Raw genomic sequence first — 15478 nt, 5'->3', positions numbered from 1 at the left:
AGGCGTATCAGCCGAGCAGTGTGGCCCAGCCTTCGACGACGTCCGAACCCCACTTGGCTTTCCACTCTTTGAGAGTCTTGTGGTTGCCGCCCTTGGTTTCGATCACTTCACCGCTGTTCGGGTTCTTGTACTGCTTGACCTTGCGAGCACGCTTGCTCGGTGCGGCCTTGGCGGTGCGGCCAGCCTTGCTGTTACGAGACTCCGGGTCGAGCAGGGAGATGACGTCACGCAGGGATTTCTGATATTCGGCCATCAGGCTGCGCAGTTTGCCTTCGAATTCCAGTTCTTTCTTCAGTTTGTCGTCCTGCGACAGGTTCTTCAGGCGCTCCTGCAGTTCCTTGATGGCTTCTTCAGTGGCGCGATATTCGTTGATCAGTGACATGTTTTTTACCCTGAATGGATGTTGGGAGCGGTGTTGCAAGTGGCGGTTATCTTAGTCAGGCAAGTAGCCTAAGTAAACCTTGGCGTTTGCCTGTTTTTGTAATTGAACTTTTTCTCCATAAAACTTGCCGATCACGCCCTTGTTCTTGTGCAAGTTTCAGGCTTTCAACTTGCCGCGATCGGTTTGGACTATTGGGTGGCCTCGGTAAGAGTTGGCGACCCGATCTGGATAATCGACTGCAGGCCGAAGCGTTTTGAACAGGGCGCTGGAATGACCGCATAGAAGTCTGCCTGTTCAGGCAAAACCGGATCGCAGGTTTAGCTTCTGCCAAGTTGGCACTGCTGGCTGTGTGCAGGCCACGGAAAATAAGCCTTACGGTATCCGACTCGTTGCTGCAGTTTTTCTGTGGCTGCGGCTAGAATGCCTGCCTTCGCGATATCTGGAGTTTGCTCATGCGCACTTATCGGCTGCTGGCCGCCTGTCCCGACCGTGTGGGAATCGTTGCCAAGGTCAGCAACTTTCTGGCGACCTATAACGGCTGGATCAGCGAGGCGAGTCATCACTCCGACAACCAGAGTGGCTGGTTCTTCATGCGTTACGAAATCCGCGCCGACTCCCTGCCATTCGATCTCGAATCCTTCCGCCAGGCGTTCGCGCCCATCGGTCGAGAGTTCGGCATGCAATGGCAGATTGGCGACTCGGCGCAGAAGAAGCGTGTGGTGCTGATGGCCAGTCGCGAGTCGCACTGCCTGGCGGATCTGCTGCACCGCTGGCACAGCGACGAACTGGACTGCGAGATCTCCTGTGTCATTGCCAACCATGACGTGCTGCGCAGCATGGTCGAATGGCACGGCATCCCCTTTCATCATGTGCCGGTCGATCCGGCGGACAAGGCGCCGGCTTTTGCCGAGGTTTCCCGCCTGGTCGCCGAGCACCAGGCAGATGTCATCGTGCTTGCTCGCTACATGCAGATACTGCCGCCGCAATTGTGTCGGGAGTTTGCGCACCGGGTGATCAATATCCACCACAGCTTTCTGCCGTCCTTCATCGGCGCCAAGCCCTATCACCAGGCTTCCTTGCGCGGGGTCAAGCTGATCGGTGCGACTTCGCATTATGTTACCGAGGAGCTCGACGCCGGCCCGATTATCGAGCAGGACGTGGTGCGCGTGTCGCACCGCGACAGCATCGAGGAGATGGTCCGCCTCGGTCGCGACGTGGAAAAGATGGTGCTGGCGCGTGGTCTGCGCTATCACTTGGAAGACCGTGTGCTGGTGCATGACAACAAGACGGTGGTTTTTGACTGACAGCCGAGCGCCTGTTGCCAGGGGTCGCGCCGTCACCGCTGATTGCCAACAGGGAGAAACCGATGCTCAAGTCGATCAAGGTCCGCGACTACATGACCCGTCATCTGGTCACGTTCAAGGCCGATACCGATCTGTTCACCGCCATCAACCGACTGCTCGAGCATCGTATCTCGGGCGCTCCGGTGGTCGACGGGCATGGCCACATGGTCGGCATGATCTCCGAGGGTGACTGCCTGCGCAGCATCCTTTCGGGTGCCTACTACGACTCCATCGGCGGTACCGTGGCCGACTACATGACCACCAAGGTCGAGTCGATCTCGCCGGAAACCGACATCATCGAGGTCTCGCAGATATTCCTGCAGGGGCGCCGGGGGCGCATGCCGGTGGTCGAGGACGGGCGACTGGTAGGGCAGATCAGCCGTCACGACGTGCTGCGGGCGGTGAAGGAGTTCGCCCAGCATGATCCTGGGCGTCGGGCCGACGCATGAGCGACGAGGTCGATCCGCTTGCCCAGGGGGCCGCGCGGCCGCTGCCGACGCGGGGCGAGGGTTGCCTGCAACGCTACGATCCGGATGAGCTGAGCGAGCAGCATGGCACGGACTTTCCCGGCGCCAGCGAGCTCTGGCGCCAGGTCGAACGGGACCAGGCCGGCCCGGACAAGGCGCCCGACTGATTCACGCATGGCCGAGTGGCCGCGCATCACGTGGTTTTTTTCAAGGACGGGGGCAGGCGATGGCAGATTCACAGGCGTGGGTGTTGGGTGCGGGTGCCGACGGGCAGCCGGTGACGCAGTCATTTCGAGTCGCCAACCGCCACGGCCTGATTGCCGGTGCCACCGGCACCGGCAAGACGGTCACGCTGCAGCGCCTGATCGAATCGTTCAGCGATGCCGGGGTGGCGGTGTTCGCCGCCGACATCAAGGGTGATCTCTGTGGTCTTGGGGCTGCCGGGGCGCCCGCGGGACGGGTCGCCGAACGTATCGCCAGCATGCCCTGGCTTGCTCACGCTCCGCGCGCCTATCCGCTCACCCTGTGGGATGTCGACGGCCGCAGCGGGCATCCGTTGCGCACGACGCTCAGCGAAATGGGTCCGCTACTGCTGGCCAATCTGCTGCAACTGACCGATAGCCAGCAGGCTGCGCTCTACGCGATCTTCCAGGTCGCCGACCGCGAGGGTCTGCTGCTGCTCGACATCAAGGATCTCAAGGCGCTGGTCAGCTACCTGCTGGAACAACCGCAGGCTCTCGGCGACGACGCGGCGCTGTTCACCCGGCCATCGGCGCAGGCGCTGCTGCGCAAGCTGGCGACCCTCGAGCAGCAGGGCGCAGAGGCCCTGTTCGGTGAGCCGGCCTTGCAGTTGGAGGACATCCTGCAGCCCGCCCCGGATGGGCGTGGGCGCATTCATCTGCTCGATGCCAGTCGTCTGGTGCACGAAGCGCCCAAGGTCTACGCGACTTTCCTGCTCTGGCTGCTGGCCGAGCTGTTCGAGCAGTTGCCTGAGCGCGGCGATGCCGACCGGCCGCTGCTGGCGCTGTTCTTCGACGAGGCCCACCTGCTCTTCGCCGACACGCCCAAGGCGCTGCAGGAACGTCTGGAACAGGTGGTGCGGCTGGTGCGTTCGAAGGGGGTCGGGGTCTACTTCGTGACCCAGTCGCCAGGCGACCTGCCGGATTCGGTGCTGGCCCAGCTCGGCTTGCGTATTCAGCATGGCTTGCGCGCCTTCACTGCGCGCGAGCAGAAGGCCCTGCGCGCGGTAGCCGATGGCTTTCGGCCCAACCCGCAGCTGGACAGCCTCAAGGTGCTGACCGAACTGGGGATCGGCGAGGCGCTGGTCGGTACGCTGGACGAGAAGGGTATTCCGCAGATGGTGCAGCGGGTGGCGATCGCGCCGCCGCAGTCGCGCATAGGCCCGCTGGAAATGGCCGAGCGTGGCGAGATCATCCGCCTGTCGCCACTGGCCGGCCGCTACGACCGCCCGCTGGATCGGGACTCGGCCTACGAGATGCTGATGCGCCGGGCCGAGGCGGCAGCTAAAGCCAGGCCACAGGATTCGCCTGCCGTGCAGCCGAAAGCCGGGAGGACAGCGAGCAAGACGCCGAGCAGGAAAAGCTCTTCAAGCGCCGGCAGTGTGCTCGATAGTCTCGCCAGTCAGACCGTCAAGTCTGTGGTGCGCAACGTCGCCAACCGCATCGGTCGGGAGCTGGTGCGTGGCCTGATGGGCTCGCTGCTCGGTGGCAAGAAGCGCTGAGGCGCACCTCACCGACCTACCCATGAGGCAGAGTGTGGATCGCGGGCCATCGGACAGTGATCGGCCGAGCCTGCTTCAGCTCTGCTCTTTTTCCAGCTTTGCCTGGCGTTCCTTCTCGATTCGTTCCAGTTCCTTGTCGAAGGCCTGGTCAAGAAGGCTGGCTCTCTTTCGCCAGGGTTTGCGCTCGGGGTCCGGTTGAGCGGCATAGGTGAGGATCTCACCGCCGTAAACATCCTTGTAACGCAACGCCTGGCGCTCCAATTCAGCGCGCAGTTCGTCTTTCGTCACGGGTGGTTCCAGATGGTTGCTGCAGATTCCTGAGACAACGCAAATCGCGAAAATCTCTGCTTGAAGGAATGCAGCCAATGAATGCCAGAAACGGGTGCAGAGCTGACGCGGTTCCTGGTTGCTCGATCAGCCAATTCAGGTCCAGCGACATGGGCGCAGATTGTGCTGTCGAATGCTGGGTCAGTCAATCGCGAGACCGGGCGCATGCAAGCGAATCTGGCGGCCTCAGTTGCTCGTCTGCTGACACGACGAATCGGCGGACGGAACCGCCGGTTGTGCGCGTTTGACGCGTCGCGAACGCTTCGCCAGGTGCATTGCCAGCAGCGCGAATCCGGCGCCCAGGGAAAGCACGCCCAGATCGAATCCGGCCATCACCCAGTCGCGCGCCGCCAGCGATTGTCCGAGGTGGCGAGAGGTGGTCAGCGCGTTGACCGCCGGCAGCAGGGCGAAGAGCAGCGCGGCAGCCCAGCTCTGCTCGCGCCAGACGGCGGAGGGTGGTCGCAGGCTGGCGTGAATGAAGGCCAGCAGCCAGACGAGAAACAGGCAGTGCACCTCCCATTCGGCGCGCTGGTTTATCGCCAGCGGCAACAGTCGATTGGCCCAGAAATAGCCGGCAATCGCCAGCGGCAGCCCGATGAGGGTCGCCACGTTCAATCGTTCGACCAGGCGCAGGCCGAAGTGGTCGTCGCGTTGTCGGCGCTTGACCGTCCACAGCACCAGCCCGGTGGCGATCATGGCCGCGCCGAGCAGGCCCAGGAATACGTAGAACGAGCGCAGCAGCGGATCGGCGAACAGTCCTTCGTGCAGCCCAAGCATCAGGTCACGGAATGCTTTTGCCTGCGACGTCTGCGCGGGCTGTTCGGCGAGCAGCTCACCCGTAACGCCGTCGAACACCAGCATATCCGCGGCGCGCAAGGGGCCGGCAGCGAAGTCGCCGCGCACCACGATGCGGGCGTTGGCATCCCCGGGGTTGTGAATCTCCAGCGAGGCGAGGGGGTTGTCGATCCAGCGCTGCTGAGTTGCGCCGATCACCGGGCCCAGGTCGGTCAACGGCGCCGGGCGGCCGCTGGCGCCGACCAGCGCCGGCGCGCTGAAGAGCTCGTCGAAGAATACCTGGCGGTTCTCCTCGCTCGGCCCGTACCAGGCGGAAATGATCAGCGGCAGGTAGACGAACATCATGAAGATCAGCCCGGAGTAGGTGATCATCAGCTGGAAGGGCAGCGAAATCACGCTGACCAGATTGTGTGCGTCGAGCCAGGAGCGCTGGCCCTTGTTGGGCCTGAAGGTGAAGAAGTCGGCGAAGATCTTCTTGTGCACGATCACGCCGGTCACCAGCGCCACCAGCATGAACAGGGTGGCGATGCCGACCGCCCAGTCGGCCACCGCCTCAGGCAGATAATGCAGCTTCCAGTGCATGCGGTAGAGCGTCTGGCCGCCGGCGGTATCGCGACCGCTGAGCACCTCGCCACTGCCTGCATCCAGCCACCGATCACCGCTGGGCTGAACGCCTTCCCCTTGCGCGCCACTCCAGAACACCCGCGGGTAGGGATCGTTGCGACTCAGCGGAAGGCTGATGAACCAGCGCTCGGCGCCAGGTGCATGGATCTCGAGATGGCCCAGCGCGTGCTGGATCAGTTGGGCAGCGGGAAGCGAGCGCTGGCTCGCCGGCAGCTCGGGGTTCATCCAGCGGTCGATCTCCGTGTCCAGATAGCCAGCGCTGCCGGTGATGAACATGAAGTAGAGCAGCCAGCCGAGCAACAGGCCGACCCAGGTGTGCAGCCAGGCCATTGACTGACGGAACAGCCCGCTCATATCGGCAGCCGCCCGTGGATGGCCCACCCGCCGAGCAACAGGGATGCCGCGGCGGGAAGCAGTAGCCCCAGCCAGGCATGCCAGGCGCTGCGAGCGGCAAATGCCCAGAGGATGGCGCCAAGATAGACCAGGAAGCTCAGCTGGATGGCGCTGAGGGCGGCGTCTGCGGCGGACATGGGCAGCATGGCCAGCAGCGCGACGGGCAAGCTGTTTGCCAGCGCGTAGCCACCGAGGGCTGCCGCCAGCGTTCGCGAGGCGACGCTCCAGCGGCTGGCCCGCACTCGTCCGGCTTTCGGGGCGGCGCTGCGTTCCGGGCGCACGACGGTCATTGCCGGGAAGCCCCGGGCTTGCGGCGCGGACAAGTGCTCCCTTGCTGCATCAGAAGTCCACGCTGTAGGTCATCGTGTAGGCGCGCCCGGCGCGGGGAGCGAATGTCGAGATGTAGCCGTCGTAGATCTTCTCGTCGGTGAGGTTGCTGCCGCTGAACTGGACGCGCCACTGGTCATTGTCATAGATCAGGCCGGCATCGATTTTCGTATAGGCGGGCAGTCGGACATCGCCGGCGGTGAGTGCGCCTGGCGGGTCGTTGGGCAAGCCCGACTCGCGCTCGCCCGCATAGCTGATGCCGGAGGTGAAGCTCCAGCGTGGCAGCCCCACGCGGTCCAGTGACAGCTTGCTGAACAGGCCGGCGGAGTGGGTGGGGACGCCGACCAGCTGGTCGCCCACCGGGAGCCGATTGTCCTGGGTGACTTCGGCATCCAGATAGCTGTAGCTGGCGATCACCTCCCAGCCCGGCAGTACCTCGCCCAGGGCCTCGAGTTCCAGGCCGCGGGTGCGTTGTTCGCCCACCGCTATACGGAAGTTGATGTCGGATGGGTCGGTGGTGAGCACGTTCTGCCGGGTGTAGTGGAACAGGGCCGCCGTCACGGCCAGGCGCTCGTTCGGGTCGACCTTCACGCCCACTTCCAGCTGTTCGCCCTCCTGCGGATCGAAGGTGCCGCCGTTGCGGTCGCGGCCGGAGTTGGGCTGGAACGACTTGCTCCAGCTGCCGTAGAACGACAGCTCTTCGCGCGGCTGCCAGATCAGGCCGACGCGGGGCGAAAAGGCGCGATCGCTCTGCTGGGTCCGCGGCTGGCTCGGGTCACGGGACTGGGCATAGCTCTCCAGGTCGTCGAATCGGCCGCCGAGCAGCACCTTGAAGCCATTGTCGAAGTCGATCAGATCCTGCGCATAGAGTGCCCGGGTGTCGCTGCCCGAATCGTCGCCGGGGAACGGCTCGACCAGTGGGCCCTGGACGCTGCCCGGGTAGGTGGGGTTGAAGATGTTCAGCGGTGTGTAGGGCGCAACCATGAAACCGTAGCCGGTGGTGATGCGACCAAACTCGACGCCGACCAGCCAGTTGTGCGTAAGGCCTGCCAGGCTGCTCAGGCCGGACAGCTCGGTCTGCGAGAAGCGCGAGCGGTCGTAGGACTCCACCTGGCGCACCCGCCGGCTCAGCTCCTGGGTGGCCGGATTGTAGGCCGTCCCCTGGATGGTGCTGTCATCGCTGTGGACGTTGTTGGCGTAGAGGCCCTGGCGAAACTTCCAGCCGTTGTCCAGCACATGGGTGAAGTCGATGCGGGCCAGCCGGCGTTCGATCTTGCCGCCCGAGCCCAGCGGATGGTCGGGGTCGCCCAGTTGGGTGTCGACCGGAATGCTGAAGAAGTCGGGATGGCGGAGGAAATAGGCTTCGCGTCCCGGTCGGTCGATGTCCTGGGCGAGCAGTTCGATTTCCAGCTCGGTGCCGGGAGCCAGCTCCCAGCTCAGTACCGGGCTGATGAAGGTGCTCTGCTGCCTGGCATCCGGCAGGAAGTTGCCGTCCTTGTCGATGGCCGCTGTCAGGCGGTAGCGCAGCTTGCCCTCCTCATCCAGCGGGCCGGTGCTGTCGAGGCTGCCGGCCAGGCGGTCGAAGCTGCCGCCGGTGATCTCCACCCGCCCCGACCGTTCGGCTTCGGGCCGCTTGGTGACGATGTTCACCAGGCCGGATAGCGAACCGGCGCCGCCATAGAGCACCGACGCCGGGCCTTTGAGAAATTCGATGCGCTCGATGTTGACCGCCGATTGCGGCGTCTCGAAGCCGCTCTCACGAAAACCGTTGTAGGAGCTGGCGCCGCCGGCGGTGTTGAAACCGCGCAGGTAGAAGCTGAGCGAATAGGGGTTGCCCTGCACCGCTTCGCGGTTGACGCCGGCGATGTAGTCGCTCATCTCGTCGAGTGCGCGTGGCGCGATATCGCGGATCGCATCCTGCGTGATGACCGTGACCGAGGCCGGGGTGTCGCGCAGGGCGATGTCGGAGCGCGTTGCGGTGGCGCTGCGCCGCGCGGCGTAGCCCTGCACGCGGCTGGTGGCGGTTTCCTGCTGCGGCTGGGCCGTCACGGTCATGGTCGGTAATTCAGCGGCATCGCCGCTGCCGGCGCCCGCGGCCCGAGGCATCAGTCGATAGCTGCCGTCCTCCTGCCGCTGGGCATCCAGCCCGGTTCCTTCGAGCAGTGCCGCGAAGCCTGCCGGCACGCTGTGGGTGCCTCTCAGTCCCGGGCTGCTCTTGCCCTGTGCGAGACTGGCGTCGCCGGCAAACAGGATGCCGTTCTGCGCGCTGAAGCGGGCGAGGACGGCGTCAAGAGGACCGGGTGCTATGTCGTAGGCGCGTGCCGTGGTTTGGGTGGCGCTGGCCTGGGTGCCGACATCCGCGTAGCCCACCGCCGGTGCGAGCACACAGCCGAGCAGGGCGAGGTGCAGGGCCAGAGCGATCGAGGTGCGACCATGGCCTGCGGGTCGAGCGGCCGCGACAAGCGGGTGGGCGTCGGAGAAGGTCTGAGGGGTCATTCCGGATTCATCCTTGGCGATACGTGAATGGCGGGTTGCACCCTGCGCGAATCGACAGCGGCCGACTCGCTTCGGGTGATTGGTAACCTGCTTATTCGAACGAGATGGGCAAAAGCGGAACCGCGGGTCGCAAATCGACGTCTTGTGGGATCGTTCGTCGCGCGAGGCGGCGCTTCTTCTCTGGGCGCGCGCGAACTCAAGGGGCCGGCGGCGGGGCCTCGATCACCAGCCACCACGGCAAGGGCCGGCGCACCCGGATCGGCATGACGGTCTCCAGCATCGCCAGGGTTCGATCCGCATCCGTGATCGGATAGCTGCCGAACACCGGCAGCTGGGCAATCTCGGTAGCCACGCTGATATGCCCCCGCCGATAGCGATTCAGCTCCGCCGCCACCTCGCCAAGGGGCGTGTCCCGGGTAATCAGAATGCCCCTGGACCAAGCCTCGCGCGCAGGGTCTGCGGCGGCTGGCGTCTCCGTGACGCGATCGGTGAAGCGGCTCTGCTGGCCGGCTTGCAGTACCGTGGTCTCGCCGCGACTGGCGGTTGTCACTTCCACCGCGCCCTCATAGACGGCGACCGAGGTGCCTGTATCGCTCAGGCGCACCGCGAAGCGCGTACCCAGGGCGCGCAGCCGGCCCTGCGGGGTGTCGACGACAAACTCGCGCTCATCGCTGGCCGTACTGACCAGGATCTCGCCGGCCACCAGTTGCAAACGCCGCAGACCCGGCTGGTAGTCCTGATCGAAGGCGCTGGCGCTGGCAAGCCAGACCTGGGTGCCGTCCGCCAGCGCCACCTGGCGAATCTCCCCGGTACCGCTGCGGTGGCTGGCCAGCCAGGTGAGAGTCAGGCCCGGCAGTGCCGAGTGTTTCCAGGTGCCCCAGCCGAGCAAGCCGCCACCGGCGAGGCCGGCCAGGCCCAGGAGCAGGCGTCGCCGCTGGAGCACGCGGGTGCGGGCGACGGTGAAGGCATCCACCGCCAGATGGCGATCCGGGCTGGAGGTGATGGGTTCAAGTCGGCTGCTCAGATGCTCGACCCGGCTCCAGACCGCCTGGTTCTCCGACGAGGCCGCCAGCCAGGCGCGCCAGCGGGACCGGTCCGCCTCGCTGGCCTCGCCGGAGCGCAACAGGGCGAACCATTCGGCCGCTTCCTGCAGCGCCCGGTCGCTGGCGTTCATCGGACGAGCGGCGCTGAGACTGCGTCTGGCGACGCGGGCTGGGTGAAGGTTTCGGCATCGTCGAGGGCACTACGGGCATCGAGTTGCAGGCAGTGCAGCATTGCCCTGGCAACATACTTGCGCACCATTCGCGTGGAAACGCCGAGTTTCTCCGCGACTTCCCTGTCGCTCATCTCGCAACCGACGGCCATGACGAAAGCACTGGCAACTCGGGTGGGCAGGTTGCCCAGCATGCTGTCGAGTTCCTGCAGGGCCTGCAGCACGATTGCCTGGTGCTCGACGCAGGGCGACTCGACCTCGGGCAGGGCCGCCAGGGTCTGCAGCCAGGCCTGCTCCACCTCCCGGCGCCGCCAGAGGTCGATACACAGGCCATTGGCCATGGTGCGCAGATAGACACGCGCCTGGGGCAGCGTGTCGAATCGCTTGGGCGTGGCAAGCAGGCGAACGAACGCGTCCTGAGCAAGATCAGCGGCATCGCAGGCATTGCCCAGGCGCCGACGCAACCAGCTTTGCAGCCAATTGTGATGATCGGTGTAAAGGCGTTCCAGCGAGGGCGGAGAGGCGTACTCGGGTCTGTTCACGGCTGCGCGAGCCTGAAAATAAGAAAAGAATGCGAATCAATCCCAATTATCCACGACAGGCGGGCCGAAGGCAATGCTGCAGAACATGCCTGAAACTGAGGGGCAATCTACCGAGCGCATGGGTAAGCGCATGCCCGCTCTGGTGCGCCCGGGCGTTCTGCCCGGCTGCCTGCTGGCGGTCGAAGTGTTCGAATAGTCGCAGCGCGGGCTGGCTCGATTCGCATGCCCAGGGGATGAGGTGAGGGTGCAGCTAGGGGCGTAGCGAGAGCGGGGAGGTTCGAGGGGCAGCAACGAGCAGGGAAGTGGAGCGGGCGAAGGGAATCGAACCCTCGTCATGAGCTTGGGAAGCTCAGGTAATGCCATTATACGACGCCCGCTTTTGCGGCAGCCTTTGTACCAGATGCGTGCGGCCGGGTGAAGCGCGAAGTGCTGTGCAGTGCTCAGATCAACCCGATTTCCGTCGCACTCAACGCCCGGTATGCGCCGGGCGCCAACTGTGGGTCGAGCCGGTAGGGGCCCATGCTCTCACGGTGCAGCGCCAGCACCTTGTTGCCGAACTGGCCGAACATGCGCTTGATCTGGTGGTAGCGGCCTTCATGGATGCTCAGTCGGGCGCTGTGGCTGGTAAGAATCTCCAGCTGCGCGGGACGGGTGACCAGGTCCTCGAAGCGAAAGTACAAGCCTTGTGCAAAGCGCAGGCGCATCTGCTCGGTGATCGGCTGTTCGGTCTGAACCAGATAGGTCTTGCTGATTTCGCTGGCTGGCTGGGTCAGCCTGCGCGACCAGAGGCCGTCGTTGCTCAGCAGGATCAGGCCGGTGCTGTTGAAGTCCAGTCGGCCGGCGATATGCAGCTCTTCGCGGTCGGCCTCGTCGAGCAGATCGAGCACCGTGCGATGGCGCGGGTCGCGCGTGGCACTGACGCAGCCCTGTGGCTTGTTCAGCATGTAGTAGCGTGCTGCGCGGCCTGCCTGCAGCAGCTGTTCGCCCAGCTCGATGCGGTCGAACGCACGCACCTCTGTCAGTGGCTCGCGGACCACCTCATCGTTCACCCGCACCTGACCCTGACTCAGGCGCAGCCGTGCCTGCTGGCGGTTGAGGGTCGGCAGGTTGCTCAGGAATCGGTCGAGTCGCACGCCGCTTTCCGGGTAGCGCAGGCGCGGCACAGGCACTGGCGATTGCGCTGCGCTTGAGGAATTTCGTCGAGGACTGCCGGGTCGATCCGCACGTCCTGGCACCAGCACGGCTGTTGCCCTTGGAGCAGGCCGCAGGCATTGGACTCGCCGCACAGCGGGCAGCGATCTTCCTGGCAACTGCTCATTGGTGCTCGCCGCCGAGCGGCGCCGGTGGCTGTTCGATGCAGACGCGATTGCGCCCGGACTGCTTGGCCCGATAGAGGGCGCGGTCGGCGCGCGCCAGCAGCGGATCCAGGTGGTCGTCCAATTGCAGTGCGGTGAGGCCGATGCTGACGGTGAAGGGCAGCGTCTGCTCGCCCTGCAGCGGCTTCAGTTCGGCGGCCTGGGCGCGGATCTTCTCGGCGATCTGCCGGGCCTGCTCCAGACGGGTGTCCTTGAGCAGCAGAATGAACTCCTCGCCCCCCCAGCGACAGACGATGTCGGACTGGCGCAGGCTCCCACGCAACTGGTCGGAAAAGGCACGCAGGACCTGATCACCGGCCAGGTGGCCGTGGCTGTCGTTGAGCGCCTTGAAATGGTCCAGGTCGAGCAGCATCGCACTGAGCGGGCTGTGATTGCGCCGCGCGTCCTGGAGCGCCTGGCCGGCCAGCAGGTCAAAGCCGCGGCGGTTCGGCAAGCCGGTCAACTGGTCCGTGGTCGCCAGGGCACTGATGCGCAGCTGGTAGCGACGCAGCACCAGGCTGACCAGCACCAGAACCAGCAGCGTCACCAGAATCCAGATGAACAGGTTGAAGTACAGCGACTTGCGGACCTCGGCCAGTGCCGCCTGCTCCTGCTTGTCGACGAACAGATACCAGTCCAGTTCGGGGATGAAGCGTACGTTCAGGTAGTGGCCGCGGCCATGCTCCTGGTATTCGAAGTTGCCGCTTTGTGGGCGTGGCAACTTGTCCATGAGGTCGGCCAGGCCTTCGATATCGGCCAACGCCTGGCCAACCGTCGCGCCCATCGGACCGCCCCCGGAGCCGGTCAGGGCGATGCGCCCCTCGGTGTCGACGAAATAGACGTTGCGCTCGTAGCGTTGCTGGTATTCGTCGATCAGCCGGACCACGGCATCCACGGGCAGGCCGACGCCGGTGGCGCCGATGAAACCCTGCTCGTAGTCGAAGACCTTGTAATTGATGAAGACCGTGAGGCGGTCCTTGTTGGCCATGTCGACGTCAACGTTGATCTCGTAGGGTTCGGCCATGTCGCGCACGCGGAAATACCAGGTATCGCGCGGTTCGCCTTCGCGCACCTGCTTGAGCACGCCGCGGGACTGGTAGTAGGTGTGGGTCTTGTCCGAGACGAAGAAGCTGGTCACCGTGCCGTAGTGCTCCTGGACTTCGCGCAGGTAGCGGCTCATCTGCTCGGGCGCCTGCTCGCCGCTCATGACCCAGTCGCGCACGAAGGTGTCGCGGGCCATCATCGAGGAGATCAGGATCGGCCGAACCAGGTCCTTCTGGATCTCCGAATAGACATTGTCCGAGGTCAGCGGCAGTTCGGTGTCGATGATGTGGCTGCGGATCGACTGCGACGCGCTGTGATAGCTGACCAGCGAGGTGGCAACGAAACCGATGGCCAGCAGACCCAGCAGAAGCAGGACCAGCGAGCCGCGGCGCAGACGGGCAGTAAGCGAGAGCATGGCGTATTGGAATCGGGCAAAGCGCGGATGCTAGCGCTGTGCGGCGCTGGCGTCATCTTTATCGGTTGCTCGAGATCCGACAGATATCCAGTTGATCCAGGGTTCGAAGCGCTGGCCGACGTAAACCTCCACCGCGTAGTGGACCGGGTCGGTGCCGTCCTGCCAGAAGTGGCGCCATGCGTAGGGCACCTGCAGGTAGCGCTGGTAATCCCGCGCGGTGCCGCCAACCTCAGGTGGCCGGTTGCCGTCGCGGCGCCGGACCCAGGGCGCCACCGCGCCGCGCACCAGCCAGTAACGCTGGCGATCGGGGTAGCGCTGGCGCAGCTGCGCCGCATCCGGTCCGGCGTCAATCAGGAACAGCCGGCTGGCTTCGTCGAGTTCCTGCCGCAGCTCCTTGCGGGCCGCTTGCAGGGCCTGCTGACGCGTTTCATCGGTGGGGAAGCGGGCCAGTTCCGCCTCGGCTTTGCTCAACCGCTCGCGGCGTGCGGCGACACTCGCCTGGTAGGCCGCTCCATCCATTTCGAGCACCAGCAGGGCCGGGCGCGACTGCGCGCGCTCGAAGCGCGCCAGCGCCTTGTCGTCATCTTCGGCGGGCAGCTCGAAGCCGAGCTGGCGCATGCTCTGCGCCGACAGCGGTGGGCTGGTCCACTTGATGGCATTCGGGCGCTCTTCAGTGCGCACCTGCGGCCACAGCGCCACGCCACTGTTGTCGCGTCTCTCCCACTCGCGCATGGGCCGCAACTCGCGCTCGGACAGCAGCAGCACGCTCTGCGGCTCACCACTGCGGTTGTAGGCCACGCTGCCCAGTACCCAGGCGTTGCTGAGGACGATCAGGGTCAGGCCGGCCAGCAGCCAGCCCTTGTGCTTGAAGCGGCTCATTGCGCTTGCCCTCCGGCTTGACGCAGGCGCCGCAGGACCAGCAGCACCAGCACCGCGATCAGCCCGACGATCAGGAAAAACAGGTACTTGGGCATGACCTCCCACCACCAGTCGTAGAGCTTGCTGTAGAGAAAGATCAGCAGGAAGGTCAGGCCGGTGTTGAGCGTGTCGTTCCAGTCGCGGCGCACGCCGAGCCAGATCGCCAGCGCGGCGCAGAGCATGCCCAGCACCTGGTAGCTTCCCTCGATCAGTTCCGGCGGCCAGAACAGGTGGCTGCCGCGCCCCCAGTGCGCCAGGATCAGCATCGGCAGCAGCAGCGTGAGCAGGCCGACCACCCGATAGGAGGCGGCGAAGCCGGCCGGCTGGCGCGGCAGCAACAGGGGAACGGCGAAGATCAGCAGCGCGGCGGGGAAGAAGTTCTCCGGACGTTCGCCGGCGCTCAGCCAGTACAGGCCGCCCCAGCTGCCCACGCGCATGCCGACGTAGGCCACCAGGCAGGCGAGGCCTGCGAGCAGCAGCAGGCGCGCGTGACAGCCGTAGGCCAGCAACAGCGCCAGGGCTGCCCAGGGCAGTAGCGCTGCTTCGCTGGGGGTGATGTTGAAGATCTGCCCGAGCATGCTCAGGTTGAGCACGAGGCAGGCGAAGCTGAGCAGCGCCGCGATCTTGCTGAAATAGCCGCTGGCATCGCGCTGTTGCACCAGGAAGGTCAGACCGAGCAGCGCCAGTGGCGCGCCGACCAGAACGCCGACCTGGACGGATTCGGGGAGCAGCCCCCAGAACTGGTAGAACAGGAACAGCAGGCTCGCCGCCAGTGCCAGAGCGCCGGCCAGTGAGGCCACGCGCATGCCCAGCGACAGACGCCGGGCCTGCTCGTCGTGGTCGATATCGAAGCGCTGGCGGTAGTCGTCCAGCAGTCGCTGCTGGTGCCGCTCCAGCGCGCTGCGCTGGGTCTGCTCCAGCTGCAGAACCTGCTCCTGCTCCAGGCGCGCCAGCTCGCGGCGGAAGCGTTGGATGTCGTCGGCGCGCTGCTGGGCCTGTTCGCGGTTGAGTGTCATGGGCGTTCCCTGCACGGTGCACTCGAAGGAAGGCCGCACTCTAGCGCCATCGACAGGGTGTTGCCGAGCAGCCGTTCGCA

16 protein-coding genes and 1 tRNA gene are annotated in these 15478 nt (G+C 65.2%); 4 read left to right on the top strand and 13 right to left on the bottom strand.

Annotated features, from left to right (window positions below; translation table 11 throughout):
* Window positions 1-7 precede the first annotated feature (7 nt).
* Window positions 8-382 carry a histone-like nucleoid-structuring protein MvaT gene (gene mvaT / locus DBO85_RS00535; protein WP_108104226.1) on the bottom strand — a complete coding sequence of 125 codons (375 nt, stop codon included), beginning with the start codon at window positions 380-382 and terminating at the stop codon, window positions 8-10.
* A gap of 452 nt (window positions 383-834) precedes the next feature.
* Here mvaT and purU point away from each other — a divergent pair, with 452 nt between their 5' ends.
* The 4 genes from purU (at window position 835) to DBO85_RS00515 (ending at window position 3933) form a co-directional block, all read left to right on the top strand.
* On the top strand, window positions 835-1686 hold the full coding sequence (gene purU, locus DBO85_RS00530) for a formyltetrahydrofolate deformylase (protein ID WP_108104224.1): 852 nt from the start codon (window positions 835-837) through the stop codon (window positions 1684-1686).
* A 62-nt stretch (window positions 1687-1748) separates the two neighbouring features.
* Entirely contained in the window at window positions 1749-2174 is a 426-nt protein-coding gene (locus DBO85_RS00525; protein ID WP_108104222.1) for a CBS domain-containing protein, read from the top strand.
* Window positions 2171-2359, top strand: coding sequence for a hypothetical protein (locus tag DBO85_RS00520; RefSeq protein WP_108104220.1), 189 nt, complete (start codon window positions 2171-2173; stop codon window positions 2357-2359). The genes DBO85_RS00525 and DBO85_RS00520 overlap by 4 nt, the downstream gene beginning before the upstream one ends.
* 59 nt (window positions 2360-2418) lie before the next feature.
* Window positions 2419-3933 (top strand): helicase HerA-like domain-containing protein, encoded by a 1515-nt coding sequence (locus tag DBO85_RS00515; RefSeq protein WP_108104218.1) that lies wholly within the window; start codon window positions 2419-2421, stop codon window positions 3931-3933.
* Window positions 3934-4008: 75 nt separating this feature from the next.
* Here DBO85_RS00515 and DBO85_RS00510 read toward each other — a convergent pair whose 3' ends face one another.
* The 12 genes from DBO85_RS00510 to DBO85_RS00455 form a co-directional block, all read right to left on the bottom strand.
* Window positions 4009-4221: a hypothetical protein gene (locus DBO85_RS00510; protein ID WP_108104216.1), complete on the bottom strand. Its 213-nt coding sequence runs from the start codon at window positions 4219-4221 to the stop codon at window positions 4009-4011.
* Window positions 4222-4446: 225 nt separating this feature from the next.
* The gene (locus tag DBO85_RS00505) at window positions 4447-6033 is read right to left on the bottom strand and encodes a PepSY-associated TM helix domain-containing protein (protein ID WP_108104214.1); all 1587 of its coding nucleotides are present in this window, start codon (window positions 6031-6033) and stop codon (window positions 4447-4449) included.
* Entirely contained in the window at window positions 6030-6362 is a 333-nt protein-coding gene (locus DBO85_RS00500; protein WP_108104212.1) for a DUF3649 domain-containing protein, read from the bottom strand. The genes DBO85_RS00505 and DBO85_RS00500 overlap by 4 nt, the downstream gene beginning before the upstream one ends.
* Window positions 6363-6411: 49 nt before the next feature.
* A complete protein-coding gene (locus tag DBO85_RS00495) occupies window positions 6412-8895 on the bottom strand; it encodes a TonB-dependent siderophore receptor (RefSeq protein ID WP_108104210.1) in 2484 nt (827 codons plus the stop codon).
* 196 nt (window positions 8896-9091) lie between these two features.
* On the bottom strand, window positions 9092-10069 hold the full coding sequence (locus tag DBO85_RS00490; RefSeq protein ID WP_108104208.1) for a FecR family protein: 978 nt from the start codon (window positions 10067-10069) through the stop codon (window positions 9092-9094).
* Window positions 10066-10650: a sigma-70 family RNA polymerase sigma factor gene (locus tag DBO85_RS00485; protein ID WP_108104206.1), complete on the bottom strand. Its 585-nt coding sequence runs from the start codon at window positions 10648-10650 to the stop codon at window positions 10066-10068. Before DBO85_RS00485 ends, DBO85_RS00490 begins: the two co-directional genes overlap by 4 nt.
* 303 nt (window positions 10651-10953) lie before the next feature.
* Window positions 10954-11027: transfer RNA gene (locus DBO85_RS00480), tRNA-Gly, on the bottom strand.
* 63 nt (window positions 11028-11090) lie between these two features.
* Window positions 11091-11783: a pseudouridine synthase gene (locus tag DBO85_RS00475; RefSeq protein WP_108104205.1), complete on the bottom strand. Its 693-nt coding sequence runs from the start codon at window positions 11781-11783 to the stop codon at window positions 11091-11093.
* The gene (locus DBO85_RS00470; RefSeq protein ID WP_108104203.1) at window positions 11762-11968 is read right to left on the bottom strand and encodes a cysteine-rich CWC family protein; all 207 of its coding nucleotides are present in this window, start codon (window positions 11966-11968) and stop codon (window positions 11762-11764) included. The genes DBO85_RS00475 and DBO85_RS00470 overlap by 22 nt, the downstream gene beginning before the upstream one ends.
* Entirely contained in the window at window positions 11965-13464 is a 1500-nt protein-coding gene (locus DBO85_RS00465) for a sensor domain-containing diguanylate cyclase (protein ID WP_108104201.1), read from the bottom strand. The genes DBO85_RS00470 and DBO85_RS00465 overlap by 4 nt, the downstream gene beginning before the upstream one ends.
* Window positions 13465-13494: 30 nt before the next feature.
* The gene (locus DBO85_RS00460) at window positions 13495-14343 is read right to left on the bottom strand and encodes a DUF4824 family protein (RefSeq protein WP_108104200.1); all 849 of its coding nucleotides are present in this window, start codon (window positions 14341-14343) and stop codon (window positions 13495-13497) included.
* Window positions 14340-15398, bottom strand: coding sequence for a DUF2157 domain-containing protein (locus tag DBO85_RS00455; protein ID WP_108104198.1), 1059 nt, complete (start codon window positions 15396-15398; stop codon window positions 14340-14342). Before DBO85_RS00455 ends, DBO85_RS00460 begins: the two co-directional genes overlap by 4 nt.
* Between the last annotated feature and the right edge of the window lie 80 nt (window positions 15399-15478).

The sequence above is a fragment of the Pseudomonas mangrovi genome (assembly GCF_003052585.1).
Lineage (GTDB): Bacteria > Pseudomonadota > Gammaproteobacteria > Pseudomonadales > Pseudomonadaceae > Aquipseudomonas > Aquipseudomonas mangrovi.
The sequence above is the reverse complement of the archived record's forward strand: the minus strand, read 5'-3'. Positions and strand labels throughout refer to the sequence as shown.

What these genes read in the sequence shown, in the direction of transcription:
- DBO85_RS00455 (WP_108104198.1), bottom strand. Translation starts at nt 15,398, where the DNA reads ATGACACTCAACCGCGAACAGGCCCAGCAGCGCGCCGACGACATCCAA.
- DBO85_RS00515 (WP_108104218.1), top strand. Translation starts at nt 2,419, where the DNA reads ATGGCAGATTCACAGGCGTGGGTGTTGGGTGCGGGTGCCGACGGGCAG.
- purU (WP_108104224.1), top strand. Translation starts at nt 835, where the DNA reads ATGCGCACTTATCGGCTGCTGGCCGCCTGTCCCGACCGTGTGGGAATC.
- mvaT (WP_108104226.1), bottom strand. Translation starts at nt 382, where the DNA reads ATGTCACTGATCAACGAATATCGCGCCACTGAAGAAGCCATCAAGGAA.
- DBO85_RS00460 (WP_108104200.1), bottom strand. Translation starts at nt 14,343, where the DNA reads ATGAGCCGCTTCAAGCACAAGGGCTGGCTGCTGGCCGGCCTGACCCTG.
- DBO85_RS00495 (WP_108104210.1), bottom strand. Translation starts at nt 8,895, where the DNA reads ATGACCCCTCAGACCTTCTCCGACGCCCACCCGCTTGTCGCGGCCGCT.
- DBO85_RS00490 (WP_108104208.1), bottom strand. Translation starts at nt 10,069, where the DNA reads ATGAACGCCAGCGACCGGGCGCTGCAGGAAGCGGCCGAATGGTTCGCC.
- DBO85_RS00470 (WP_108104203.1), bottom strand. Translation starts at nt 11,968, where the DNA reads ATGAGCAGTTGCCAGGAAGATCGCTGCCCGCTGTGCGGCGAGTCCAAT.
- DBO85_RS00505 (WP_108104214.1), bottom strand. Translation starts at nt 6,033, where the DNA reads ATGAGCGGGCTGTTCCGTCAGTCAATGGCCTGGCTGCACACCTGGGTC.
- DBO85_RS00500 (WP_108104212.1), bottom strand. Translation starts at nt 6,362, where the DNA reads ATGACCGTCGTGCGCCCGGAACGCAGCGCCGCCCCGAAAGCCGGACGA.
- DBO85_RS00465 (WP_108104201.1), bottom strand. Translation starts at nt 13,464, where the DNA reads ATGCTCTCGCTTACTGCCCGTCTGCGCCGCGGCTCGCTGGTCCTGCTT.
- DBO85_RS00520 (WP_108104220.1), top strand. Translation starts at nt 2,171, where the DNA reads ATGAGCGACGAGGTCGATCCGCTTGCCCAGGGGGCCGCGCGGCCGCTG.
- DBO85_RS00525 (WP_108104222.1), top strand. Translation starts at nt 1,749, where the DNA reads ATGCTCAAGTCGATCAAGGTCCGCGACTACATGACCCGTCATCTGGTC.